This is a genomic window from Streptomyces sp. 7R007, assembly GCF_054850255.1.
The window spans coordinates 1-24,540 of sequence record NZ_JBTWMV010000032.1; the positions used below are offsets into that span (position 1 = coordinate 1).

At 72.1% G+C, this 24,540-nt stretch carries 25 protein-coding genes; 18 read left to right on the forward strand and 7 right to left on the reverse strand.

Annotation, left to right across the window (positions count from 1 at the left end):
* The first annotated feature begins 58 nt into the window (after nucleotides 1–58).
* The 4 genes from ACYF6T_RS31525 (at nucleotide 59) to ACYF6T_RS31540 (ending at nucleotide 3,915) form a co-directional block, all read left to right on the forward strand.
* Complete coding sequence (locus ACYF6T_RS31525) at nucleotides 59–703, forward strand: HAD family hydrolase (RefSeq protein WP_461700726.1); 645 nt, start codon at nucleotides 59–61, stop codon at nucleotides 701–703.
* Between the two features lie 70 nt (nucleotides 704–773).
* Nucleotides 774–1,475 (forward strand): VC0807 family protein, encoded by a 702-nt coding sequence (locus ACYF6T_RS31530; RefSeq protein WP_461700727.1) that lies wholly within the window; start codon nucleotides 774–776, stop codon nucleotides 1,473–1,475.
* A 102-nt stretch (nucleotides 1,476–1,577) separates the two neighbouring features.
* Complete coding sequence (locus ACYF6T_RS31535; protein ID WP_461700728.1) at nucleotides 1,578–2,792, forward strand: MFS transporter; 1,215 nt, start codon at nucleotides 1,578–1,580, stop codon at nucleotides 2,790–2,792.
* Entirely contained in the window at nucleotides 2,743–3,915 is a 1,173-nt protein-coding gene (locus ACYF6T_RS31540) for an acetoin utilization protein AcuC (RefSeq protein WP_461700729.1), read from the forward strand. The genes ACYF6T_RS31535 and ACYF6T_RS31540 overlap by 50 nt, the downstream gene beginning before the upstream one ends.
* Before the next feature lie 40 nt (nucleotides 3,916–3,955).
* Here ACYF6T_RS31540 and ACYF6T_RS31545 read toward each other — a convergent pair whose 3' ends face one another.
* Nucleotides 3,956–4,381, reverse strand: coding sequence for a spore-associated protein A (locus ACYF6T_RS31545; RefSeq protein ID WP_461700730.1), 426 nt, complete (start codon nucleotides 4,379–4,381; stop codon nucleotides 3,956–3,958).
* Between the two features lie 200 nt (nucleotides 4,382–4,581).
* Here ACYF6T_RS31545 and ACYF6T_RS31550 point away from each other — a divergent pair, with 200 nt between their 5' ends.
* The 5 genes from ACYF6T_RS31550 (at nucleotide 4,582) to ACYF6T_RS31570 (ending at nucleotide 8,364) form a co-directional block, all read left to right on the forward strand.
* Nucleotides 4,582–5,397: a phosphatase gene (locus tag ACYF6T_RS31550; protein ID WP_461700731.1), complete on the forward strand. Its 816-nt coding sequence runs from the start codon at nucleotides 4,582–4,584 to the stop codon at nucleotides 5,395–5,397.
* Between the two features lie 129 nt (nucleotides 5,398–5,526).
* Nucleotides 5,527–5,739 (forward strand): helix-turn-helix domain-containing protein, encoded by a 213-nt coding sequence (locus ACYF6T_RS31555; RefSeq protein ID WP_004984898.1) that lies wholly within the window; start codon nucleotides 5,527–5,529, stop codon nucleotides 5,737–5,739.
* Between the two features lie 155 nt (nucleotides 5,740–5,894).
* Nucleotides 5,895–5,993, forward strand: coding sequence for a 30S ribosomal protein bS22 (locus ACYF6T_RS31560; protein ID WP_003948845.1), 99 nt, complete (start codon nucleotides 5,895–5,897; stop codon nucleotides 5,991–5,993).
* 242 nt (nucleotides 5,994–6,235) lie between these two features.
* Entirely contained in the window at nucleotides 6,236–7,297 is a 1,062-nt protein-coding gene (locus ACYF6T_RS31565; protein WP_461700734.1) for an NAD-dependent epimerase/dehydratase family protein, read from the forward strand.
* Between the two features lie 14 nt (nucleotides 7,298–7,311).
* Entirely contained in the window at nucleotides 7,312–8,364 is a 1,053-nt protein-coding gene (locus ACYF6T_RS31570; protein WP_461700735.1) for a lysophospholipid acyltransferase family protein, read from the forward strand.
* Between the two features lie 65 nt (nucleotides 8,365–8,429).
* Here ACYF6T_RS31570 and ACYF6T_RS31575 read toward each other — a convergent pair whose 3' ends face one another.
* From ACYF6T_RS31575 to ACYF6T_RS31585, 3 genes are all read right to left on the reverse strand, one after another.
* Nucleotides 8,430–9,635, reverse strand: coding sequence for a DUF5667 domain-containing protein (locus tag ACYF6T_RS31575; protein WP_461700736.1), 1,206 nt, complete (start codon nucleotides 9,633–9,635; stop codon nucleotides 8,430–8,432).
* Between the two features lie 229 nt (nucleotides 9,636–9,864).
* The gene (locus tag ACYF6T_RS31580; RefSeq protein ID WP_461700737.1) at nucleotides 9,865–10,638 is read right to left on the reverse strand and encodes an ECF subfamily RNA polymerase sigma factor, BldN family; all 774 of its coding nucleotides are present in this window, start codon (nucleotides 10,636–10,638) and stop codon (nucleotides 9,865–9,867) included.
* 537 nt (nucleotides 10,639–11,175) lie between these two features.
* Nucleotides 11,176–12,084 carry an HAD family hydrolase gene (locus tag ACYF6T_RS31585; protein ID WP_461700738.1) on the reverse strand — a complete coding sequence of 303 codons (909 nt, stop codon included), beginning with the start codon at nucleotides 12,082–12,084 and terminating at the stop codon, nucleotides 11,176–11,178.
* Nucleotides 12,085–12,178: 94 nt separating this feature from the next.
* Here ACYF6T_RS31585 and ACYF6T_RS31590 point away from each other — a divergent pair, with 94 nt between their 5' ends.
* The 6 genes from ACYF6T_RS31590 to hemB all read left to right on the forward strand — a co-directional run bounded on the left by ACYF6T_RS31590 (nucleotide 12,179) and on the right by hemB (nucleotide 18,997).
* Entirely contained in the window at nucleotides 12,179–12,460 is a 282-nt protein-coding gene (locus ACYF6T_RS31590; protein WP_461700739.1) for a glutaredoxin family protein, read from the forward strand.
* 246 nt (nucleotides 12,461–12,706) lie between these two features.
* The gene (locus ACYF6T_RS31595; RefSeq protein ID WP_461700740.1) at nucleotides 12,707–13,468 is read left to right on the forward strand and encodes a redox-sensing transcriptional repressor Rex; all 762 of its coding nucleotides are present in this window, start codon (nucleotides 12,707–12,709) and stop codon (nucleotides 13,466–13,468) included.
* Nucleotides 13,465–15,207 (forward strand): glutamyl-tRNA reductase, encoded by a 1,743-nt coding sequence (locus tag ACYF6T_RS31600; protein ID WP_461700741.1) that lies wholly within the window; start codon nucleotides 13,465–13,467, stop codon nucleotides 15,205–15,207. The genes ACYF6T_RS31595 and ACYF6T_RS31600 overlap by 4 nt, the downstream gene beginning before the upstream one ends.
* Entirely contained in the window at nucleotides 15,204–16,163 is a 960-nt protein-coding gene (gene hemC, locus ACYF6T_RS31605) for a hydroxymethylbilane synthase (RefSeq protein ID WP_461700742.1), read from the forward strand. Before ACYF6T_RS31600 ends, hemC begins: the two co-directional genes overlap by 4 nt.
* Nucleotides 16,160–17,866, forward strand: coding sequence for a bifunctional uroporphyrinogen-III C-methyltransferase/uroporphyrinogen-III synthase (locus ACYF6T_RS31610; protein ID WP_461700743.1), 1,707 nt, complete (start codon nucleotides 16,160–16,162; stop codon nucleotides 17,864–17,866). The genes hemC and ACYF6T_RS31610 overlap by 4 nt, the downstream gene beginning before the upstream one ends.
* Before the next feature lie 138 nt (nucleotides 17,867–18,004).
* Entirely contained in the window at nucleotides 18,005–18,997 is a 993-nt protein-coding gene (gene hemB / locus ACYF6T_RS31615) for a porphobilinogen synthase (protein ID WP_461700744.1), read from the forward strand.
* Here hemB and ACYF6T_RS31620 read toward each other — a convergent pair.
* Complete coding sequence (locus ACYF6T_RS31620; RefSeq protein ID WP_461700746.1) at nucleotides 18,957–19,190, reverse strand: hypothetical protein; 234 nt, start codon at nucleotides 19,188–19,190, stop codon at nucleotides 18,957–18,959. The genes hemB and ACYF6T_RS31620 overlap by 41 nt on opposite strands.
* A gap of 259 nt (nucleotides 19,191–19,449) precedes the next feature.
* Between ACYF6T_RS31620 and ACYF6T_RS31625 the strand changes: the two genes are divergently transcribed.
* Nucleotides 19,450–20,352 carry an SAM-dependent methyltransferase gene (locus ACYF6T_RS31625; protein WP_461700748.1) on the forward strand — a complete coding sequence of 301 codons (903 nt, stop codon included), beginning with the start codon at nucleotides 19,450–19,452 and terminating at the stop codon, nucleotides 20,350–20,352.
* 103 nt (nucleotides 20,353–20,455) lie between these two features.
* Nucleotides 20,456–21,667 (forward strand): aminotransferase-like domain-containing protein, encoded by a 1,212-nt coding sequence (locus tag ACYF6T_RS31630; protein ID WP_461700749.1) that lies wholly within the window; start codon nucleotides 20,456–20,458, stop codon nucleotides 21,665–21,667.
* 25 nt (nucleotides 21,668–21,692) lie between these two features.
* Here ACYF6T_RS31630 and ACYF6T_RS31635 read toward each other — a convergent pair whose 3' ends face one another.
* Entirely contained in the window at nucleotides 21,693–22,475 is a 783-nt protein-coding gene (locus ACYF6T_RS31635) for a DUF4253 domain-containing protein (RefSeq protein WP_461700751.1), read from the reverse strand.
* 195 nt (nucleotides 22,476–22,670) lie between these two features.
* On the opposite strand from ACYF6T_RS31635, the gene ACYF6T_RS31640 reads away from it, so the two are divergent.
* On the forward strand, nucleotides 22,671–23,648 hold the full coding sequence (locus ACYF6T_RS31640) for an ArsR/SmtB family transcription factor (RefSeq protein WP_461700752.1): 978 nt from the start codon (nucleotides 22,671–22,673) through the stop codon (nucleotides 23,646–23,648).
* A 44-nt stretch (nucleotides 23,649–23,692) separates the two neighbouring features.
* On the opposite strand, the gene ACYF6T_RS31645 is transcribed toward ACYF6T_RS31640, so the two are convergent.
* Nucleotides 23,693–24,280 (reverse strand): TetR/AcrR family transcriptional regulator, encoded by a 588-nt coding sequence (locus tag ACYF6T_RS31645; RefSeq protein WP_461700754.1) that lies wholly within the window; start codon nucleotides 24,278–24,280, stop codon nucleotides 23,693–23,695.
* Between the last annotated feature and the right edge of the window lie 260 nt (nucleotides 24,281–24,540).

Here is a 24,540-nt window from a genome sequence, read left to right on the forward strand (position 1 = left end):
GCCGGGTTAATCGGTACGGGGGTTTTCTGCGTTTACAGTGGCTGCTTACAGTGACCCCATGCGCTATGACCTCGTCATCTTCGACAACGACGGCGTGCTCGTCGACAGTGAGCCCATTTCCAACCGGCTCCTGGCCGCCTACCTGACCGAGCTGGGGCACCCGACGTCGTACGAGGACTCCATACGGGACTACATGGGGTCGGCCATGCACCGGGTTCACGATCTGGTCCTGGAGCGGACGGGGCAGGCGCTGCCCGAGGATTTCGACGACGTGTTCCACGCGCGCGTCTTCGCCGCCTTCGAGCGGGAGTTGAAGCCCGTGGCCGGTGTGGTCGGCGTGCTGGAGAAGCTCGCGGCCGACGGGGTGCCGTACTGCGTGGCCTCGTCCGGGAGTCATGCGCGGATCCGGGTGGGGCATCGGACGACCGGGCTGGACCGGTGGTTCGGGGAGGAGCGGATCTTCAGCTCGGAGGACGTCGGCCGGGGCAAGCCGGCGCCCGATCTGTTCCTGTACGCCGCCGAGCGGATGGGGGTCGCACCGCAGCGGTGTGTGGTCGTCGAGGACAGCCCGCTGGGCGTGCAGGCGGCCGTGGCGGCCGGGATGGACGTGTACGGGTTCACCGCGATGACGCCGGCCGACAAGCTCGCCCAGGCTGATCAACTCTTCGATGACATGTGTGAGTTGGCAGGGCTGCTGGGCTGACAAATGTCATGCCGGGTCCCGGACGATCGTTTCTACTGCCGTGGGGGTGCCCTCCGCGAAGGTAGAGGGCATGACGACGAAGACGAGCGACACCAACCAGACGAGCAAGCAGAACACCTTCGGGCCGCTGATCGTGGACGTGGCGGTGCCCGTCGGGTCGTACTACCTGTTCAAGGACGCCTTCGGGACCAGCACCTTCGCCGCGCTGGCCGTCAGCAGCCTGGTGCCGGCCGTGCGGACCGTGTGGAGCGCGGCCAGGGACCGGAAGACGAACCGGCTCGCGGCCCTCATCCTCGTGGTCAACGTGGTGTCGTTGGCGCTGAGCTTCGTCTCGGGTGACCCGCGGCTGATGCTGGCGAAGGACAGCGGGGTCAGCAGCGTGATCGGGATCGCCGTCCTGGTGTCGGTGGTGAGGGGCCGGCCGATGATGACGGAGGCGGTCAAGCCCTTCCTGACGCGGGGGGACGCGGCGAGGGAGGCGGCCTGGGAGCGGCTCGCGGCCGGCTCGGGCGCGTTCCGGCGGCTGGAGCGGGTCTTCTCCGCGGTGTGGGGCGTGGCCCTGCTCGCCGAGTGCGCGGTGCGGCTCGTCGGGGCGTACACCGTGCCCGTCGACACCATGGTCTGGCTCGGATCGGTCCTCCTGGCCGGGGCGATGACGTCGGCCTTCCTCGTCAGTCGCAGGGCAGCCGCCGAGCCCATGGCGCGGATGCTCACCGCCGAGGTGGACGCGGCCGCCCGCACGGCCCCGGCCGAGGTCGCCGTCGCCGCCTGAAGGGCCGGCGAGGCCGCCTGAAGGCGCCGTAAGTAAAGCTGAAGGAAATTCATCTTTGGCCGGATCTACCCACAGGTAGCCGGGGGCCCTACGCTCGCCGCCATGACAGAAGTCTTGCGGCGCGGTAGGGCCTCCTTGGCGTTCAGCTTCTTCGCGCAGGGCGCCACCTTCGCTCTCCTGGTGACCCGCATCCCGGCCATCCAGGACCGGTACGGCGTCTCCGACGCGCTGCTGCCCGCCTTCCTCGCCGCCGTCCCCGTGCTGGCCGGCGTGGGAAGCGTGACGACCGAGCAGTTGGTGAAGCGGGTCCGGCCCAGCGTGCTGCTGCGATGGCTGCAACCGGTGGTGCTGCTGGCGCTGCTCGGGGTCGGGGCGGGCGGGCGGATGGCCGAGCTGGGGGTCGCGCTGGCGGCGTTCGGGCTGGCCGTCGGCGGGCTGGACGCCTCGATGAACATGCTCGGGGTGAGCCTGCAGCGGTCGTACGGGCGCAGCATCATGCTCAGTTTCCACGCCGCGTTCAGTCTCGGCGGGATCGTGGGGGCCTCGCTGGCGTGGGTGGGCGCGCACTGGCATCTGGCGTTGTGGGTGTCGTACCTGCCGGTCGTCGCGGTGCTGCTGCCGGCCGTGCTGGTCGGGAGCCGGTGGTACGTCGACGGGGACGGGCCCTCGGGTGAGGCGGACGTGTCGAGCGAGGGCGGGAGTGTCGTCTTCAAACTGCTGCTGCCGCTGTGCCTGGTGATGACCTTCGCCTACATCGGCGACTCGACGGTCTCCAACTGGAGCGCCAAGTACCTGAAGGACGTGCTGGGCAGCTCGGAGCAGCTGTCGACCGTGCCGTACAACGTGTACATGGTGACCACGCTGGTGGGGCGGTCGCTGGGGGACTTCGGGGTGCGGCGGTTCGGGGCCGTGCGGGTGGTGCGGATGGGCGCGGTGGTGGCGGCGGGCGGGTTCGCCGTGGTGGCCGCGGCGCCGGGGGCCTGGGTGGGGATGCTCGGGTTCACGCTGCTGGGCCTGGGGCTGTGCGTGCTGGTGCCGCAGACGTTCGCGGCGGCCGGGCGGCTGTTCCCGGGGGCGTCGGACGCGGCGATCGCGCGGCTCAACATCTTCAACTACGTCGGCTTCCTGGTGGGGTCCCCGCTGGTGGGGGCGTTGGGGGACGCGTGGAGCTATCGCGGGGCGATGCTGGTGCCGATGGTGTTGGTGCTGGTGACCCTGGTGTACGCCCGCTCGTTCGCGCCCGAACCGGACCGATACGGTGGCGGGCATGAGCGGCCGCGCACAGCTGATGTGGGACGAGGCAGTAACGGGCTATGACTTCGGGCCGGACCATCCGATGGATCCGGTCCGGCTGGCCCTGACCAGGCGACTCGTCGAAGCCTTCGGGCTGGACAAGGACGTCCGGGTGGTGGCGGCGAAGCCCGCCGGGGAGTCGACGCTGCGGCTCGTCCACCGGGAGGACTACATCGAGGCCGTGAAGGCGGCCTCGGCGGATCCGGGGGCGGCCGACGGGTCGTACGGGATCGGGACGCTGGACGATCCCGCGTTCGCCGGGATGCACGAGGTGTCGGCGATGATCGCGGGGCAGTCGGTGGGGGCCGCGGAGGCCGTGTGGCGGGGGGACGCGCTGCACGCCGTGAACTTCACGGGCGGGCTGCACCACGCGATGCCGGGGGGCGCGTCCGGGTTCTGCATCTACAACGACGCCTCGCTGGCGATCGCGCGGCTGCTGGAGCTCGGCGCCGAACGGATCGCGTACGTCGATGTGGACGTGCACCACGGGGACGGCGTGCAGGCGGCCTTCTGGGAGGACCCGCGGGTGCTGACGATCTCCCTGCACGAGCATCCGCGGACGCTGTTTCCGCAGACCGGGTGGCCGGAGGAGACGGGGGCCCAGGCGGCGGAGGGGTCGGCCGTCAATCTGGCGTTGCCGGCCGGGACCGGGGACGCGGGGTGGCTGCGGGCGTTCCACGCGGTCGTACCGGAGCTCGTCGCCGACTTCCGGCCGCAGGTGCTGGTGACGCAGCACGGGGCCGACACGCACTTCGAGGATCCGCTGGCGCATCTGGCGGTGTCGCTGGACGCGCAGCGGGCGGTGCAGGTGGCGTGCCATGAGCTGGCGCACGCGTACGCCGACGGGCGATGGGTCGCGCTGGGCGGGGGCGGGTACGCCGTGGTGGACGTCGTGCCGCGGTCGTGGACGCATCTGGTGGGGATCGCGGCGGGGCGGCCGGTGGAGCCGGAGGCGATGATCCCCGAGGAGTGGCGGCAGGAAGTGTTCGCGCGGACGCGGCAGTTGGGGCCGGCGCGGATGACGGACGGGCGCTGGCCGGTGTCCTACGCCGAGTGGGAGGCGGGGTACGACCCCGCGGACCGGCTGGACCAGGCGGTGCTGGCCACGCGGCGGGCGGTGTTCCCGTTGCGCGGGTTGCTGGCGTAGGGAGGTGCCGCCGCCGGACGGCACCTCCCCGGTGGGCGGGTCAGCCGCAGTGGCCCGAGTCCCCGGCCGACGCGGTGCCGATCTCGCCGGTCCAGGCGACGCAGTAGCCGCGGGCGCTGACGTAGACGGGGCCGGCGTAGCTCGTGTAGTTGCCCGAGTCGCGGGCCGCCGGCCGGCCGCTGTCGAGGGCGGCGAGGCTGACCGCCATGTGGATGCGGGCGCCGGAGGTGTTGCGGACGGTCACGGCGCAGTTCTTGCCGGTCGACTCGTTCCAGGTCAGGTAGACCGTGCCGGAGCTGCCGACCGGGGTGGAGTCGATGACCGTGTAGCCGGTGCCGCAGGCGCCGTTGTAGGCGGAGGCGGTGGCCGCCGAGGCCGGGACGGTCGCGGCGACGGTGCCGCCGAGGGCGGCGATGGTGAGCGCCGTGGCCGTGAGGGCCGTACGACGGGACAGCAGCTTCTTCATGGTGTTCCCCCAGTTCTGGACGTTCTCAACGGGTGCGGGACGGTTGGTCGTTGCCGTCCACGCTTGGTGAGACAGGGGAGCCTGTGCGTTGGTTGTGGGCTTCTTTGTCACCGTTCTGTCACCGGCGTCCGTTACGCCGACCGTGCGGTGTTCCGCTGTTCCCGCCCCGCCCCGGTCCTGCGTCGGCCACCATCGCTGACGTGCTGACCACCGGAGCAATGCGCGCCCATCTCCTGGCCGCCCGGCTCGCCGGGACCGTCGCCACCTCGCGTGAGGAGAGCCTGCGCAGCTACCGCCTCTTCGCGGCCCGCGACCCCCGCGTGACGATCGGGCTCGATCCCGAATGGACGTGGGAGCAGCGCGATGTGATCGAGTTGATGGCCGACAAGTGCGGTGTTTCGGCCGATCCGCATCACGTCTCCGGCCATGATGTGATCGATCCGGGGCTGACTCTGACCGCTCTGGACGCCTTCGCCGACCGCCTCGCGGCCGTCGCCGAGCGCGGCGGGCCGGTGCTGCTCGGCACCGGCCACCCCCACCGGCTGCTCGGCTTCTACGCCGCGCTTGCGGACGCCCTGTCGGCGGCGGGATGTGCCGTCCTCACCCCGGCGCAGGGTCACTGTGTCGACATAACGACCCGGTTCGGCCTACGCACGTACAACCTTGACTACGTACAAGGAGTCGCGCTCGTGCGGGAACCCGGCGGGCCCCGCCCCGGTTGTGAGACCGGCGCGCACTCGCACTCACCGCTGCCGGTTCGCACCGCCCTGGCCGCCGCGGCCGAGGCCGGCGGACCCATGCCGGAGCTGGTGATCGGGGACCACGGATGGGTCTGCGGGGCAGGTCAGCTGGGGTTTGAGGCCATTGGTCTTGCCGATACGGATGACCCTGCGCTCTTTGTGGGGGAGGCGGAGGGGGTCGTGTCCGTCGTCGTTCCACTTGATGACGCTGTGCGGTCTGATTACTACCGGCCGCTTACCCGCTACGTACTCAATCGAGCGTGTCTGTCACAGTAGGCCGCCGATGGGTGCACCTCTTCCCCACTCGCATCACCCGCCCCTACATTGGGGAGTGAGCACGCAACGACGAAGAGTCACCGGAAGGGGAAGCCGGTGGCCGTCGAGTGCGGAAGGTTCAGGTGTGTCATGGCTGCAGCTGGCGAGAGGCCTCTGAACGAGGTTCAGTTCCTTACCGTGGCGGAAGTCGCCTCGGTGATGCGAGTGTCGAAGATGACCGTGTACCGGCTGGTGCACAGCGGTCATCTGCCCGCGATCCGGGTCGGGCGCTCGTTCCGCGTCCCGGAGCAAGCGGTACACGAGTACCTGCGTGAGAGCTACGTGGGGGTGGAAACCGCCTGACGACGGTGGTCCGGGGGGATCCTCAGGGCACTTCTGGATCTCCCCCGACCCCTCGATTACGACCTCGGCGCTCGGGCGGGTAGGCTAGCCCCTCGTAGGTCGTGTGGGCCCATGGCGCCCAAACACCGAGTGATGAGAAGTGAGCGAGGGTAGTCGTGGGCTCTGTTATCAAGAAGCGGCGCAAGCGGATGGCCAAGAAGAAGCACCGCAAGCTGCTCAAGCGCACGCGCGTTCAGCGTCGCAACAAGAAGTAGGCGACGCCGTAGAGCGTGTCTCGTGTGGCCCCCCACCGCAGCAGGTGGGGGGCCACACGCATATGCGCCTGTCCCGCGCGGGGTTCCTACGCACGGGATTCACATGGCTTGGTCTGTTCATACGACTGTGGATGCCGTCACTTCATGCATTGGGCGGTCATCACAGCGCAACAACAACCCGCTAAGTTGGCCGCACACGGGGAACGCGGCAGCATACGAGGGCTGGAAGGAAGGCGCTGATCTTGGGCAAGGTCGTGCTCGTCACCGGAGTGGCCCGCAAACTGGGGGGCCGGTTCGTACGACGGGTCCAGCGTGACCCGCAGGTGGACCGTGTCATCGCCGTGGACGCGGTGCCACCCGAGCACCATCTGGGCGGTGCCGACTTCATCCAGGCCGACATCCGGCAGCCCACCATCGCGCGGGTGCTGGCCGAGACGAGCGCCGACACGGTCGTCCACCTGGACGTGACCGGAACCCCGCTGGGCAGCGGCGGCCGGGCCACGCTGAAGGAGACCAACGTCATCGGCACCATGCAGCTGCTCGGCGCCTGCCAGAAGTCGCCGACGGTGAAGCGGCTGGTGGTGAAGTCCAGTACGAACGTCTACGGTTCCGCCTCCCGCGATCCCGCCGTGTTCACCGAGACGACTCCGCCCAAGTCGCTGCCCTCCGGCGGCTTCGCCAAGGACACGGTCGAGGTCGAGGGCTATGTACGGGGCTTCGCCCGTCGCCGGCCGGACGTCGCCGTGTGCGTGCTGCGGTTCGCCAACATCCTCGGCCCGACGGCCGACACGCCGCTCGCCTCGTACTTCTCGCTGCCGGTCCTGCCGACGGTGTTCGGCTACGACCCGAGGCTGCAGTTCGTGCACGAGGACGACGTGATCGAGGTGCTCAGGATCGCCTCGCACGAACCGGAGCGGGGCACGCTCAACAGCGGCACCTTCAACATCGCCGGCGATGGTGTCCTGCTGCTGTCCCAGTGCTCACGGCGGCTCGGGCGGCCCACCGTGCCCCTGCTGCTGCCTGCCGTCACGTGGGCGGGCTCGCTGGTGCGTACGCTGGGTATGACGGACTTCTCGCCGGAACAGATCCGGCTGCTGACCCACGGCCGAGTGGTGGCGACGGACCAGATGCGCGAGACACTCGGCTTCCGGCCGAAGTACACGACGGCGGAGACGTTCGCGGACTTCGCCAAGACGCACGGTCCCGGACTCCTGCCCCCCGAGGCCCTCGCGGGGGCCGTCGACCGGATCGCCGCACTGCCCGCCCTGGGCGGTGGCCACCCCCCGACGCAGAGCGCCAACTGAGGAGCGCATCAACGATGGCGGATGCCAAGGTCATTCCGTTCGACGACGACCGGTCCCGCGGGAGCGCCGTACAGCGGCCGCCGCGGCGCCGGGGCGCGGGGAGCCGACGCAAGACCGCGGAACCCGCGCTGGTACGTGAGGTCCAACCCCTGCCGGGCCGGGCCTTCGCGCAGGATGATGTTCCCGTGACGCGTGAGGAACAGCCGGCCGACAAGCCGCAGGACGAGGGCGGCCTGGAACGCCGGATCGCGAGCGGCCTGTCCTTCCTGCGCCGCCGCCTCACCGGGGACTACGAGGTCGACGACTTCGGGTACGACGAGGAGCTGACCGACCAGGTCCTGATGTCCCTGCTGCGCCCGCTGTACGAGAAGTACTTCCGGGTGGACGTGAAGGGCGTCGAGAACATCCCGTCCGAGGGCGGCGCGCTGATCGTCGCCAACCACTCGGGCACCCTCCCGATGGACGGCCTGATGATGCAGGTCGCCGTCCACGACAACCACCCGGCGGGCCGCCACCTCCGGCTCCTCGCGGCGGACCTGGTCTTCGTCCTGCCCGTGGTCAACGAGCTGGCCCGCAAGCTGGGCCACACGCTGGCCTGCGCGGAGGACGCCGAACGCCTGCTGGGTCAGGGCGAGCTGGTCGGGGTGATGCCGGAGGGCTTCAAGGGCATCGGCAAGCCCTTCAGCGAGCGCTACAAGCTCCAGCGCTTCGGCCGCGGCGGCTTCGTCTCCACGGCGCTGCGCAAGGGCGCCCCGATCATCCCGTGCTCGATCGTCGGCGCGGAGGAGATCTACCCGATGATCGGCAACGCCAAGACCCTCGCCCGCCTCCTGGGCTTCCCGTACTTCCCGCTGACGCCGACGTTCCCGTGGCTCGGCCCGCTCGGCGCGATCCCCCTGCCCACCAAGTGGACGATCCAGTTCGGCGAGCCGATCCCCACGGACGGCTATCCGCCGGAGGCGGCGGAGGACCCGATGCTGATGTTCAACCTGACCGACCAGGTCAGGGAGCAGATCCAGCACACGCTGTACAAGCTGCTGGTGCAACGCCGGTCGGTGTTCTTCTAGAACCTTCCTCCCACGACAACGGGGTGCCCCCCTCACGGAGGGCACCCCATATGCACGGCACGGTCCTAGTTGGCGTCCTGGCTGTCGATCCCCAGGCCGGGCAGCAGTCCCGGCAGCAGCGGCGGGATCGTCACGTCCGGGTCGGACGTGGGCGACTTGCTGGCGGACGGCGAGGCGCTGCCGCTGTCCTTCGGCGGGTCGAGGAGCCCGCCGGTGCTGCCGCCGAGCAGGCCGTCGCCGGTGCCGGAGGTGGCCGACTTGCTGGGGCTGCCCGAGTGCCCGCCGCCGGCGGAGCCGCTGCCGGTGCTGGGCGCCGAGGAACGGCCGGAGCCGGTCGACCCCGTGGACGTCGTACCCGAACCCGGCAGGCTCCCGCTCCCGTCGCCCGGGGCCGCCGGCTGCGGGAGCAGGGACTCCAGCGGAGCGACCTCTTCGTCTATGGCGTCGAACACCGACGAGACCTGCTCACTCACGTCGCCCAGCTGCACGGGCAGCTTGTCGCGCAGCGCGCCCCAGGCCTCGCGGTGGGAACGCGAGAAGGCGGACAGGGCCTGGATCGGGCCCAGCGAGTCCGGATCGCGCTCGTAGGCCTCGTGCAGCAGCCGGTGACCTTCGCTCGCGTCGTGCTGCATCCCGTACAGGGCACGGCGGATCTCGCCGACGGACTCGTGGTCGAGGTGCCCACCGCGGCCGCGGTCCATGAGCCGGCGCGCCTCGTTGAGCCGGGTGGAGGCCAGGTCCAGGTATGCCTGCCCCTGCTCGCCCACCCCGTCCGTCAGGTAGGTGAGCTTGAAGTCCTCGATGCCGCGTTTGAGGCCGTAGAGCGAGTCGCCCGGCAGCGCGTCCGAGCTGGCGGCGGCGACTCCGCCGAAGGCACCGGCGGCGACCCCGACACTGAGCCCGCCGGCGGCGAGGCCCTTGGTCAGCCGTGAGCGCGGCCGGAGTTTGCCCAGCGGGCTCGCCCGGTGTGTGCCCCGGGCCCGGTGGGACCGCTGCTCCGGTACCGAAGCGTCCGCCTCGCCACCAGCGCCCTCCAGCAGCATGGCCTCGAAGGCGGCCACCAGCTGGGCCCGCTGGACGACCTTGACCTCCGGGTCGAGCTCCGGCCTGGGCAGCGCGGCGAGACCGGCGGCGAGGGCCAACAGCTCGCCCTCCTCGGCCCGTTCCGCGAGGGGGGCTTCGGACTGCTCGGCCGCCGTGTCCCGGTCGGACTCCTCCAGGGCCTGGGCGAAGGCGTTCGCCCGCCGGTGCGCCGATACGTTCGCGATCACTGGCGGCACCTCCTCTCGTCATGACGGTCGACTCCCCAGGGGGTCCTGAGGGTTGCACGCCCCGGACACGTCCACACGATCGAGCGATCGGAGTCGGCCAGGGAGTGACCACAGGGAGCCTGCATCCCGCACAACGAGCGGCGCGGCACTTGGGTTACGGACGGCGGATGATCGGATCGGGAAGTCAACGGACTTTCACTGAACGTGAGTTGGGCGTAGCCGAGTGTGCTCAGCGGGCGTCGTCGGGCAGCAGCCGGGCGAGCGTGCGCACGGCCCGGTACTGGAGGGTCTTGATGGCGCCCTCGTTCTTCCCCATGACCCGGGCGGTCTCGGCGACGGACAGCCCCTGCAGAAAACGGAGCGTCACGCACTCCTGCTGCTGCGGATTGAGCCGGCGCACGGCATCCAGCAGCGCCGCGTTGGACAACGACTCCAGCACGGAGTCCTCGGGAGACCGCTCGACCTCGTTGGCGTCCAGCATCTCCCCGGTGGTCACCTCGAGCCGGAACCGGCTCGACTTGAAGTGGTCGGCCACCAGGTTCCGCGCGATGGTCACCAGCCACGCGCCGAAGTCCCGGCCCTGCCAGGTGAAGGTGCCGATCCGCCGCAGCGCGCGCAGAAAGGTCTCGCTGGTCAGGTCCTCGGCGGTGGCCTTGCCGCCCACGCGGTAGTAGATGTACCGGTACACGGTGTCGCTGTACTGGTCGTAGAGCCGCCCGAACGCGTCGGCCTCACCGGCCTGGGCGCGCTCCACGAGATCCATCATCCGGGCGCTGTCGCTGTCCGCGGCGGGCCGCCGGGCCGTCGCGGCACCGGCCGAACGCCCCCGTCTGCCGACGGCGGCGCTGCCGTCGGCGAGCGCGTAGCACGGACCGACGGGGGCGGTGGCTACGGCGAGGGCGGGGACGGCGTACGCGGTGGGGACGAAGCCGCGCAACAGGTCGCGGACCGTTGCGCGCAGCGTAGCCAGGCCCGAGGCGTCAACCCCGACGTGTGGGTACACGGGACTCCCAGAGGCAGAGCTTCCATCACGAGCAGTGCGGGACCGTTCACCCGTCGTAGCGACGGAGGGGTACCGGATTGCGTCTGAGGAGAATAACGCTTCGTACAGGCGCTGCTACACCCAGTTGCTCAAATCATCGATTACGTCGCTTCTGTAACCGAATGACGCCGCTTCAAGTACCGCAGAGTGACCGTTTGTTGATCGATCGAGATCGCGTTTCGGTCACCATCGGGGCGTGTTGTGGCAGTGTGCAGCCAAGCCCCCAAGTGCGGCCCACATGTGACTGGCCGCGCCCCTGGAGGGTGCAGCCGCCGTCGGCGAGAAGGGGACGGGGTAGGGGGTGTCCGCCCGCAGCGGCCGGCGTCCATTGCCCCGCACATCTGAACCCACAGCCCCGCCGGACCGAGGACGGACACCCCCCACCCCGGCCCCAAACAAACCACAGGCGCTACGCGCACCCCCACCAGACCCGCACAGGCGCCGCAGGCACCGCGCACCCCCACCCACCCCGCACAGGCGCCGCAGGCATTCAGGCGGCTACCGGCGCCGACGGCTCAAGGCGATGGCCGCGGCCGTACCGCCGGCCACCGCCCCCACGCCCGCCGCGGCCGGGATGCCGACCTTCGCGGCCTTGCGCCCCGTCCGGTAGTCCCGCAGCCGCCAGTCCAGGCTCCGGGCGTGCTTGCGCAGCTTCGTGTCCGGGTTGATCGCGTAAGGGTGCCCCACCAGCGACAGCATCGGAATGTCGTTGTGGCTGTCGCTGTACGCGGCGCACCGCGACAGGTCCAGCCCCTCCGCCGCCGCCAGCGCCCGCACCGCCTCCGCCTTGGCCGGCCCGTGCAACGGCTCGCCCACCAGCTTGCCCGTGTACACGCCGTCGACCGACTCGGCCACCGTGCCCAGCGCCCCGGTCAGCCCCAGCCGCCGCGCGATCACCTGGGCGATCTCCACCGGCGCCGCCGTGACGAGCCACACCCGCTGCCCGGCGTCCAGGTGCGCCTGGGCCAGCGCCCGCGTCCCGGGCCAGATCCGCTCGGCCATGTACTCGTCGTAGATCTCCTCGCCGATCGACTGGAGCTCGGCGACGCGATGCCCCTTCACGATCGACAGCGCGGAGTCGCGCGCCTCCTGCATGTGCTCGGGGTCCTCGACCCCGGCCAGCCGGAACCACGCCTGCTGCCAGGCGAACCTGGCCAGGTCACGGGTCTCGAAGAACTTCCGCTTGTACAGGCCCCGACCGAAGTGGAACAGCGCGGCACCCTGCATCACCGTGTTGTCCAGGTCGAAGAACGCGGCTGCCTTGTCGTCACCGAGCACCGGGAACTCCGGTTCCTCCGCCGAGTCGGGGACCGACTTGCGCGCTGCCTCAGCCGAGGCCTCGCCTGCCAACACGCTCCGCGCCGTGGCGGAACGCCTACGGGGAGTGAGCCATCCGAGAGCGGCCATGTCGTGAGCATAGCCAGTCTGTTCGGAGCTTCCGGAGTCGAGAGGTTTGGAGGCTGTGAACTCTCCGCGACCGCACCGTTAAACGAGCGGGACAATGGCCGGTATGAGCCCACTCTTCCGACGCAAAGTCGCTCCTCGTGAGCGGTTCGTCACTCTCATCGGCAAGCCGGACTGTCACCTGTGCGAGGACGCGGAGCGGGTGATCGAGAAGGTGTGTGACGAACTGGACGTCCCCTGGGAGAAAAAGGACATCACCCAGGACCGTCAACTCCACGACGCCTACTGGGAGCAGATTCCGGTCGTCCTGATCGATGGCAGGCAGCACACGTTCTGGCGGGTGGACGAGGGGCGGCTGCGCGCGGAACTGACCGAGTAGTACAAGGCGGTGCGGAAGTCGCTTAGGATCGACGGTGTTGTGGTCTCGGGGGCGGGATTCGCGAGGAGAGTGTCGGTTTTGCCCCCTGGGATGCACCTGGGACGTATGTGCGTGACCCCGGTCACGTTGCCCGGGCAAATCGGACACCATCTTTGTGCACGCGTTCACAAAGACATAGCCTGCTATCGACGGGGCGGTCACGGGACGTATGACCGCCGGCAGTCCCGCTCTACCCGCAGGAGCACCGTGGCAACTGGCCGAACTCACCGACCGGCGACCCGTAGCCGAGGGATTCCCGAGGCCACCGTCGCCCGGCTTCCGCTGTACCTCCGCGCCCTGACCGCACTGTCGGAGCGCTCGGTACCCACGGTCTCCTCCGAGGAGCTCGCGGCCGCGGCGGGGGTCAACTCCGCCAAACTGCGCAAGGACTTCTCCTACCTGGGCTCCTACGGAACGCGCGGTGTCGGCTACGACGTCGAGTATCTCGTCTACCAGATCTCCCGCGAGCTCGGGCTGACCCAGGACTGGCCGGTCGTCATCGTCGGCATCGGCAACCTCGGCGCCGCCCTCGCCAACTACGGCGGCTTCGCCTCCCGCGGCTTCCGCGTCGCGGCCCTGATCGACGCCGATCCCGCCATGGCGGGCAAGCCGGTCGCCGGCATCCCCGTGCAGCACACCGACGACCTGGAGAAGATCATCCAGGACAACGGCGTGAGCATCGGCGTGATCGCCACTCCCGCCGGCGCCGCCCAGCAGGTCTGCGACCGGCTCGTGGCCGCCGGGGTCACCTCGATCCTGAACTTCGCGCCGACCGTGCTGTCCGTCCCGGACGGCGTCGACGTCCGCAAGGTCGACCTCTCCATCGAGCTGCAGATCCTCGCCTTCCACGAGCAGCGCAAGGCCGGCGAGGAGAGCGCCGCCGGCGACGGCGCCCTGCCCGCCGCCACCCGGGACGACTCCGCCGACCAGGGGCCCGACGGGGACGTACCCGCCGTGATGCCGGCATGAGTCTCCTCGTCGTCGGACTGAGCCACCGCAGCGCCCCGGTCAGCGTCCTGGAGCGCGCGGCGCTGACCGCGGACGCCCAGACCAAGCTGCTGCAGGACACGGTCGCCGCCGAGCCCGCCACCGAGGCCGCGGTGCTGGCGACCTGCAACCGCATCGAGCTGTACGCCGACGTGGACAAGTTCCACGCCGGTGTCGCCGAGCTGTCCACGCTGCTGGCCCAGCACAGCGGGGTCGGCCTGGACGAGCTCACTCCCTACCTTTACGTGCACTACGAGGACCGTGCCGTCCACCACCTGTTCTCGGTGGCCTGCGGCCTGGACTCGATGGTCGTCGGCGAGGGCCAGATCCTCGGCCAGATCAAGGACTCGCTGGCCAGGGCGCAGGACCTGCACACCGCGGGACGGCTGCTGAACGACCTGTTCCAGCAGGCGCTGCGGGTCGGCAAGCGCGCCCACTCCGAGACCGGCATCGACCGCGCCGGCCAGTCCCTGGTCACCTTCGGCCTGGAGCAGCTGGCGTCGGGCGGCGAGGTCACCGACTGGGCCCGCGGCAAGAAGGCCCTGGTCATCGGCGCCGGCTCGATGTCGTCCCTGGCCGCGGCGACGCTCGCGCGGGCCGGCATCGCCGAGGTCGTCGTCGCCAACCGCACCTTCGACCGCGCCGAGCGCCTGGCGCGGATCCTCACGGAGGCCGACGGCACGGACGTGAGGGCGCGCGCGGTGCCGATGGAGTCGGTCGCGGCCGAACTGACACGTGCCGACGTGGTGGTCTCCTGCACCGGCGCGACGGGCCTGGTGCTGTCGGCGCAGGCGGTCGCGGAGGCGGTGGCCGGGCGCACCGGTGCACCCGTCGCCGACACGGAGCCCGCTTCCGGCGAGACGCCGCCGGCCACGGCCGGCACGCCCGGGAGCCTGCCGGCCACCAGCCTCGGGGCCGAGGAGAACTGCCCGCTCGACCTCTCCGCCGTCCAGGCCACCGCCGGCTTCTCCGTGCTGGGCGAGGCGGCCGTGGCCGGGATGGCCGCCGCCGAGCTGGAGCAGCACGCGGCCTGGGTGGACAACGGCGGCACCCCGGCCGGTGCCCCGGGCCGCTCCCAGCGCGCCGCGGGCCCGGTGCCCGACCCGGCCGAGGACGCCGACGCCATCGCCGCGCTCGCCGCCCTCTCCGCCACCGTCGGCCGCATCCCCGAGCGCCGTAAGCCCGAACCGGTCGCCGAGGCCCCGCGGCCGGCGCCCGTCCTGTTCCTGCTCGACCTCGCGATGCCCCGCGACATCGACGCGGCCGCGCACCGGCTGGCCGGCGTGCGGCTGGTGGACATCGAGTCGCTCGCCGAGGCCTCGGCCGACGCGCCGATGGCGGCCGACGTCGACCAGGTCCGCCGGATCGTCGCCGACGAGGTCGCCGCCTTCGGGGCGGCGCTGCGGGCCGCGCACATCACACCCACCGTCGTCGCCCTGCGCGCGATGGCCGCCGACGTGGTCGCCGGCGAGATCGCCCGCCTGGAGGGCCGGCTGCCCGGCCTCGACGACAAACACCGCAGCGAGATCACACAGACCGTCAAGCGGGTCGTGGACAAGCTGCTGCACGCACCGACCGTCAGGGTCAAGCAGCTCGCGGCCGAGCCCGGCGGCGCCGGGTACGCGGACGCGCTGCGCACCCTGTTCGACCTCGACCAGGACACGGTGGACTCCGTCTCCCGGGCCGGGGACAGCACAGACAAGAAGGACCGACCGGCATGACTGAGAAGGCACTGAGACTGGGGACCAGGCGCAGCAAGCTCGCCATGGCCCAGTCCGGCCAGGTGGCGGAGGCCGTCGGCCGGGTGACCGGGCGCCCCGTGGAGCTGGTCGAGATCACCACCTACGGCGACACCTCCCGCGAGCACCTCGCGCAGATCGGCGGCACCGGAGTGTTCGTCACGGCGCTGCGGGACGCGCTGCTGCGGGGGGAGGTCGACTTCGCGGTTCATTCGCTCAAGGACCTGCCGACCACGCAGCCCGAGGAGCTGGTCCTGGCCGCCGTACCGGTGCGCGAGGACCCCAGGGACGTCATCGTCGCCCGGGACGCGCTGAAGTTCACCGACCTGCCGCGTGGGGCGCGCATCGGCACCGGCTCGCCGCGCCGCATGGCGCAGCTGAACGCGTACGCCCGCGCGCACGGACTAGATATCGAGACGGTTCCGATCCGCGGCAACGTAGACACCCGGATCGGGTTCGTGCGAGAGGGTGAGCTCGACGCGGTCGTGCTCGCCGCCGCCGGACTGAACCGGATCGGTCGCAGTGAGGACGTGACCGACTTCCTGTCGGTCGACACGGTTCTGCCGGCCCCCGGCCAGGGGGCACTGGCGATCGAGTGCGCCGCGGACCACGCGGACCTGATCGCCGCGCTCGGTGAGCTCGACGACCCGTTCACCCGGGCCGCCGTGACCGCCGAGAGGTCACTGCTCGCCGCCCTGGAGGCCGGCTGCAGCGCCCCCGTGGGCGCGCTGGCCGACCTTCTGGCCGACGGGCAGATTGTCAAGGAAATGCGCCTGCGCGGCGTCGTCGGCACCACCGACGGCACGCGCATGGTGCAGCTGTCCACCACCGGTCCCGTGCCCGAGACGCACGACCAGGCAACGGCGCTCGGTCGCGAACTCGCCACCGAGATGCTTGCCCAGGGCGCGGCCGGTCTGATGGGGGAGCGAGCACAGTGAGCCCCACCACCCTTCCCGCCGCCGGCCTTGAACACGGGCACGTCACCTTCCTGGGTGCCGGACCCGGGGATCCGGGACTGCTGACTCTGCGCGCCGTGGAGGCGCTGGCGCACGCGGACGTACTGGTCGCCGAGCACGACGTGCTCGACGTGGTGCGCAAGCACGCCAGGCAGGGCGTCGCCGAAGTGCCCACGGACCCGGATCCCTCGTCGGATCCGCTTCCGGGCACGGGCACGCCCCAGCTGGCGGTTGTTGACGGCACGTCAACAACCGCTGGGGTCCCCGCGGTACGGGATGCCGCACATCTTGTCATGGAGGCCGCACGGGGCGGCAGGCGGGTCGTGCGTGCGGTCACCGGGGACCCGGGACTTGATACGTACGCCGCCGCCGAAATGCTCGCCTGTGCCGCCGAGGGCGTGCCCTTCGAGGTCGTGCCGGGCATCGCCACGGCCGTCGGCGTGCCCGCGTACGCCGGTGTCCCGCTGCGGGACGCGCAGGGCGCGGACGTCCGGTTCGTGGACGCCCGTACCGCCTCGGACCGGTGCTGGACGGAGGTGGGCGCCTCGGACGGCACGGTGGTCGTGTCGACGACGCTGGACTCCGTGGCGGCGGCCGCGGGCGAGCTGGTGGCGGCCGGCCGCAAGCCGGACACGCCCCTGACGGTCACGATCGCTGGTACGACCACTCGTCAGCGCACGTGGACGGCGACGCTCGGGACCATCGCCCAGACGCTGAAGCAGGCCAAGGTGCTGCCCTCGCCCGAGGGCGGCCGGCCGGTGATAGCCGTGGTCGGCGAGCGATCCGCCGCCGCCCAGCGCGACCAGTTGTCGTGGTTCGAGAACAAGCCGCTGTTCGGCTGGAAGGTCCTCGTGCCGCGGACGAAGGAGCAGGCGGCGTCGCTCTCCGACCAGCTGCGGTCCTACGGGGCCGTGCCGCACGAGGTCCCGACGATCGCCGTCGAGCCGCCGCGCACGCCCCAGCAGATGGAGCGGGCCGTGAAGGGGCTCGTGACCGGCCGGTACGAGTGGATCGCGTTCACCTCGGTCAACGCGGTCCGCGCGGTGCGGGAGAAGTTCGAGGAGTACGGGCTCGACGCGCGGGCCTTCGCGGGGATCAAGGTCGCCGCGGTGGGGGAGCAGACGGCGAAGGCGCTGATCGCCTTCGGCGTCAAGCCGGACCTGGTGCCCAGCGGGGAGCAGTCCGCCGCCGGTCTGCTGGAGGACTGGCCGCCCTACGACCCCGTCTTCGACCCGATCGACCGGGTGTTCCTGCCGCGGGCCGACATCGCCACCGAGACGCTCGTCGCCGGGCTCATCGAGCTGGGCTGGGAGGTCGACGACGTCACGGCGTACCGCACCGTGCGGGCCTCGCCGCCGCCGGCGGAGACGCGGGAGGCGATCAAGGGGGGCGGCTTCGACGCCGTTCTGTTCACCTCGTCCTCGACCGTGCGCAACCTCGTGGGGATCGCCGGGAAGCCGCACAACGTGACGGTGATCGCGTGTATCGGCCCCGCCACCGCCAAGACGGCGGAGGAGCACGGGCTGCGGGTCGACGTCATGGCCCCGGAGCCGTCCGTGCACAAGCTGGCGGAGGCGCTGGCCGACTTCGGCATGAAGCGGCGGGCCGCGGCGGTGGCGTCCGGCGACCCGGTGACGCGGCCCAGCGAGCGGCGACCGGGGGCCCGGCGGCGCCGGTCGACCTGAGACGGGCGGGGGCGCGCGGCCCTGGCTGCCGCGCCCCGGCCGCCCTGAACGGGCCGTGCGCGAACGCCGGACGGGCCGGTCCCGCCGCCGACGGGCAGTCGGCAAAGGTGCTGTCGTGGCGGGCGTAGCGTAGAGGGCATGACGAAGTACGGATCCTTTCCCGGTACGCGTCCCCGGCGGCTGCGCACCACCCCCGCCATGCGCCGGATGGTCGCCGAGACGCGGCTGCACCCGGCGGACTTCATCCTCCCCGCGTTCGTGCGCGAGGGCGTCAGCGAGCCGGTGCCGATCGAGGCGATGCCCGGGGTCGTGCAGCACACCCGGGACAGCCTGAAGAAGGCGGCCGCGGAGGCCGTGGAGGCGGGGATCGCCGGGATCATGCTCTTCGGGGTGCCGGAGGAGTCGAAGAAGGACGCCGTCGGGACGCCGGGAACCGACCCGGACGGGATCCTCCAGGTCGCCCTGCGCGATGTGCGGGCCGAGGTCGGCGACGAACTGCTCGTCATGTCCGACCTGTGTCTCGACGAGACGACCGACCACGGGCACTGCGGTGTGCTCGACGCCGAAGGGCGCGTCGACAACGACGCCACGCTGGAGCGGTACGCCGAGATGGCCCAGGTGCAGGCCGACGCCGGCGCCCATGTCGTGGGCCCCAGCGGCATGATGGACGGGCAGATCGGGGTCGTCCGGGACGCCCTCGACCAGATCGGGCGGGAGGACGTGGCCATCCTCGCCTACACCGTCAAGTACGCCTCCGCCTTCTACGGGCCCTTCCGGGAGGCCGTCGGCTCCTCGCTGAAGGGCGACCGGAAGACGTACCAGCAGGACCCGGCCAACGCGCGCGAGTCGCTGCGGGAGCTCGCCCTCGACCTGGAGGAGGGCGCCGACATGGTGATGGTCAAGCCCGCCGGGCCCTACCTCGACATCCTCGCGCGCGTCGCCGACGCCGTGGACGTGCCGGTGGCCGCGTACCAGATCTCCGGCGAGTACTCGATGATCGAGGCCGCCGCGGAGAAGGGCTGGATCGACCGCGACCGGGCGATCCTGGAGGCGCTGACCGGCATCAAGCGGGCGGGCGCGCGCAACATCCTCACCTACTGGGCGACGGAGGTCGCGCGGAAGCTGCGGTAGCGGACGGCGCGTGCGGGCCCGCGGACGCGGACGTGGCGCGTTGCGTGCCCGCCGACGAGGAGGTGTGGGTGCCCGCCGACGAGGGGCCCTCGTCGCGCAGGCCCTCGCCGTCGTCGCACGCCGCCAGCAGCAGCGCGGCGAGGGCCGTCAGGGCGGCGGCGAGGACGCGGGTGCGGGCGGGGCGTGCGGGCATGGGGGCTCTCTCCGTGGGGGACCGGCGCGGGTGCTGTGACCCCAGCTTGGGCGGGGGCGCGGGCCGGCGGCCAGGTTCTTCGGCGGATTCGGGACGCCGTGGCGGTCCCACCCGCGCCGACCTGCGCGGACGTCGTCCCGGCGGGACCCTCCGCGGGACGCCCGGAACGGGATCAGACCGGCGGGCACCATCAAGTGCCGCCGGGAGTTAGGTTGTTGACGACGCCTCGACGACCGCCTCGACTTGCCAGGAGACGCGCATGCCCGGTGACGCCCTCAGCCTTGACCCCGCCGAGCTGAGAAGGAGGATCGACACCACCAAGGCGCACCCCGCCCGGGTCTACGACGTCTTCCTCGGCGGCAAGGACAACTACCCCGTCGACCGTGCCGCGGCCGCCGCCGCCCTCGCCGCCAACCCGCGCGGCTACCTCGACGTCCGCCACAACCGCGACTTCCTGCGCCGCGCGGTGATCCGGCTGGTCGAGCAGGACGGCATCCGCCAGTTCCTCGACATCGGCACCGGCCTGCCCACCGCGGAGAACGTCCACCAGATCGCCCAGCGGGTCATCCCCGACGCGCGCGTGGTGTACGTCGACAACGACCCCGTGGTGCTCGCCCACGCCCGCGCCCTGCTCACCTCGGGGCCCGAGGGCCGCACGGACTACATCGACGCCGACTTCAAGAACCCGGCGCAGATCCTCGAACAGGCCGCCAAGACCCTCGACCTGGACCAGCCGGTCGCGCTGTGCCTGGTCGCGATCCTGCACTTCGTCGAGGACGAGGAGGCGTACCCGATCGTGCGCGAGCTGGTCGAGGCGCTGCCCGCCGGCAGCCGGCTCGTCCTCAGCCACCTCACCGAGGACCTCAACCCGGAGAACATCCGCGCGGTCCAGCGCACGTACACCGAGCGGGGCTTCACCTTCGTGCTGCGCTCGAAGGCCGAGGTCGAGCGCTTCTTCACGGAGAGCTCCCTGGAGCTCGCCGAGCCGGGCGTGGTCCCCGTCCACCACTGGCACGCCGACCACGCCGCCCCGGTCCCGGACCGGCCGGAAGCCTCCTACCTGGAGACCCTCGACGACATCGAGAAGGTCCGCTACGCCGACATCAACGACGTCACGGACGCGGACATCAACGTGTACGCGGGACTGGGCGAGAAGCGCTGAACCGGCGCGGCGGTCCGCATGCCGGAAACATTCTTGTAGACGGCACGTAGATCTCTAGGCTGCGGGCACGAGCCGCCGTGACCGCAGCCGAAGGAGCCGCGCCATGACCGTCGCACCCGCACCGTCCCCCGCCCTCGCCCCCGTTCCGCCGCTCGCCGCGCGGATCCGATCGGTCGGCGGTTCGCCGGTGCGGGACATCCTCGCCGTCACCGCCCGCCCCGAGGTGATCAACTTCGCGGGCGGGCTGCCCGCCCCGGAGCTGTTCGACGCGGAGGGCGTCGCCGCGGCCTACCACGCGGTGCTGGCCGAGGAGCCGGCGCGGGCGCTGCAGTACTCCACGACGGAGGGCGAGCCGGCGCTGCGGGCCGCGCTCGCCGCCCGGATGTCCGCGCGCGACCTGCCCACCACCGCCGACGACGTCCTCGTCACCACCGGCTCCCAGCAGGCGCTCTCCCTCCTGGCCACCGCCCTGTTGGAGCCCGGCGACACCGTGCTGGTCGAAAACCCCTGCTATCTGGCGGCACTTCAGGCCTTCGGCCTGGCGGGCGCGCGGATCGTGGCCGTGCCGGGGGACGCGGACGGCATCGATCCGGCGGCGCTGGAGGAGCTGGTGGTCCGCGAGCGGCCCAAGCTGCTCTACCTCGTCCCCAGCTTCCAGAACCCCACCGGCCGCACCCTGCCCGCCGCACGCCGGGCCGCCGTCGCCGCGGTGGCCGCGCGCCGCGGGCTGTGGATCGTCGAGGACGACCCGTACGGCGAACTCCGCTTCGAGGGCGAGCGCGTGCCGTGGATCGCCTCCTACGAGGACGCCGCCGACCGGGTCGTGCTGCTCGGCTCCTTCTCCAAGGTCATGGCGCCCGGCATGCGCCTGGGCTGGCTGCGGGCGCCCGGCGAGCTGCGGCGGGCCTGCGCGGTCGCCAAGCAGGCCGCCGACCTGCACACGCCGACCGTCAACCAGCTGGCCGCGGCCCGCTATCTGGCCGACCGGGACCTGGACGCGCACGTCGCCCGGGTGGCCGGTGCCTACCGCGAGCGCCGGGACGCGATGCTCGCGAACCTCGCGGACGCGCTGCCCGAGGGGACTGTCTGGAGCCGCCCCGAGGGCGGGATGTTCCTCTGGGCGCGCCTTCCGCAGTCGTACGACACCACCGCGCTGCTCCCGCGGGTCGTCCGGCACGATGTCGCCTACGTCCCGGGCGCGCCCTTCTACGCCGGCGCCCCCGACCGCTCCACCCTGCGGCTGTGCTTCGTGACGCAGACGCCGCAGGAGATCGCGGAGGGGCTGCGGCGGCTCGGGGAGGGACTGCGGGGGTAGCGCACGCCGGGCCGGGGCCCGTGGGTCAGTCCCACCAGAAGGACCACTCCCGCTCGCCGACCAGAGCCTGGGCGTACGGGGTGAGGGTGTCGTCGGTGCGCTGCAGGACGGAGTAGGGGCAGAAGGCGAAGTGCTCGGCGGCGACCGCCTCCGCCTCGGCGGCATCGGCGGGTGGCGCCGCCACCGACAGGAACAGGTGGTCCCGGCCCAGCCCCACGACCCGTATGCCGAAGCGGTCCTCCCAGGACCGCAGGACGGCGCTGAGACGGGCCACGTCCTGCTCGTAGTGCGCGGGCGCGGTCCAGCCGACGGCGGTCGGGATGTCGGCGCTGCGGCGGGCGGGGACCAGGGCCAGGTGCGGCCACTTGAACCAGGGCCGGCCCCCGGTCAGCGAGTCGGCGACCTCGGCGGCCCGCGTGTCCGGGTCGGCGACGAGCGCGGGGGCGTCCGCCAGGCCGGGCCACTCCTCGTCCTCGGCGGCGTACTCCTGCCAGTACTCCTCCAGCACGTCCTCGGCGTCGTGGTCGCCCGGATACGACATGTCCTCGGGCGCCAGCCCCCAGGACTGCGGCCCGAACTCGCCGTGTTCGGCGTCGACGAGGACCGGCAGGAGTCCCGCCCGCACGGCGGGCCGGCCCAGCGCGGCCCAGGTGCCCACGGACGCCTGCTGGTCGGCCTGCCACAGCACCGCCGTAGAGCGCGGGCCCACGGTGGCGTCGATCAGTCTCCCGGGCGGCAGGCGCAGTCCGACGGAGTGTCCGCTCGGGTCGGCCGCCAGCCGGGGCAGCGGGTTGGGAAGTGTCGCCATGGCAGTGACTCTAGAGGCCGCCACTGACAACGCACGCCGCGGCGACCGGCGTTCGGCCGCGGACGGATCCCGGCAGGCCGGTGCGGTGCCGGCGTGCACCGGCCTGCCGGGTTCCCCCGCTCCCCCCTGCCGCCCATAATTCGTGAGTCGGGCGGGGATCGCGATGGTTTCGGTCCTGGCCGAACCGTGCGGGATGTGGGTGACGGGATGCTGCGGCTGCACTTCACGGCGGAGGACCTGCTGAGCGTGACGTTCGCGCCGCAGCCGGCCCCTTTGATGGAGCTGGGCCTGGCGGTCGCCGCCCTGCAACGGCGGCCCTCCGGCCCCGCGTCGGCCCGCTGGCAGCACACGGCCCGCCGGACGTTCCCCGTCCGGGCCCGCCCCCTCTTCCAGCTCATCCCCCCGACCGCCCGGGGCCCGCTCTTCCTCGACCCGCTCAGCCAGGGCCTGGACGCCGGACTCGACACCGTCCTGTCCACCCCGCCCGCCCGCGTCCGCGCGGAGCTGGACGAACGGATCCCGCGGGTGCTGCGCCCGACGCCCTGGCTGCGGCGCGTGGCCGCCGGGGAGCCGGAGGCGTGGCAGGAACTGGAACGGGCCCTGCGCGCCGCCTACGACGGCCTGCTGGCACCCTCCTGGACCCACGTCCACGCCGCCTTCGACGCCGAACGGGCCTGGCGCACCCGCCTGTTGGCCCAGCACGGCATCCGCACCGCGCTCGCCGGGCTCGCCCCCGGCGGACGCTGGGAGGGCACGACCCTCGTCCTCGACAGCCCGCGCGAGCAGGACGTGGCCCTGACCGGGCACGGCCTCGTCCTCCTCCCCTCCACGGTGTGGACCGGCCACCCCCTGGTCGCCCACCACACCGACGCCCCCAGCGTCCTCGTCTACGGGGCCGCCGCGCCCCTCCCCCTCCTCGGCGACCGCGCCCCGGACGCGTCCCCGCTGGCCGCGCTGCTGGGCCGTACCCGCGCCGCCGCCCTGGAGCTCCTCACCTGCGAACGCACGACCACCGACGTCGCCCGCGCCCTCGACATCAGCAAGTCCTCGGCCTCCGAACACACCAAGGCGCTCCGCGACGCCCGTCTCATCACCACCCACCGGGCCGGCAAGGCGGTATGGCACATCTGCACTCCGCTGGGCCTGGAACTGCTGGCCACCCGCGGCGTGTGAACGCGTCCGTGCGCCGGGGCGTGGCTCTCTGGTGAGGCGGGCTGTCAGGTGACGGCCGCGGCCATGACCGTGGTCACCATCGTGCGCACCGCCGACTCGTCCGGCGCGGGGCTCTCCCGGTCCGCGAACAGCAGGTGCGCCGCGCCCAGCAGGGTGGGCGCCAGGACCGCCGGGTCCGCCTCCGGCGCCAGCCGGCCCAGGTCGCGCTCGACGGCGAGGTAGGACGCGAACATCGCCGACGCCTCCGACAGCAGCGGGATGCCGGAGGAGCCGGCCGCGCGCAGGCGGGCGCGCAGTCCGTCCCGGGCGATGACGAGGCCGACGACGGCCACCGCGACGGGGTCGAACAGGCGGATGACGGCTTCGGTGAGGTTGCCGGTCACCGTGCCGGTGCCGGCTGCGGCGCGCAGGGCGGCGGACCTCTCCCGCAGCCGGCCGATGCGGTCCTGGACGAGTTCGGCGAGGAACGCGTCGAAGTCGGCGAAGTGCCGGTGCAGGACGCCCTTGGCGCAACCCGCCTCCGTCGTCACCGCCCGGCTGGTCAGCGCGGTCGGACCGTCCCGGAGCAGGACGCGCTCGGCGGCGTCGAAGAGCTGTTGGCGCGGATCGCGCAGCGCTACACCGGTGGGCATACCCGCCATTCTCCCCGAGAACCAGCGGCCGGTACGGCTGGCAAGCGGGCGGGCGCCCATCGACGCGGGCCCGTGCCGGTGGCAAGCAGGCGGCGCCTGTTGATGAGGGCCTGTGCGGGTGGGCGCGCATTGGTGGGGGCCGGTGTCGTAGCAGAGCGGGCGAGCGTCCGTCGATGCGGGTTCGTGCGGTGGCAGGGGCGGGCGCTTGTTGATGGGGGCCTGTGGGGGTGGCGGGCGGGTGGGCGCGCATTGGTGGGGGC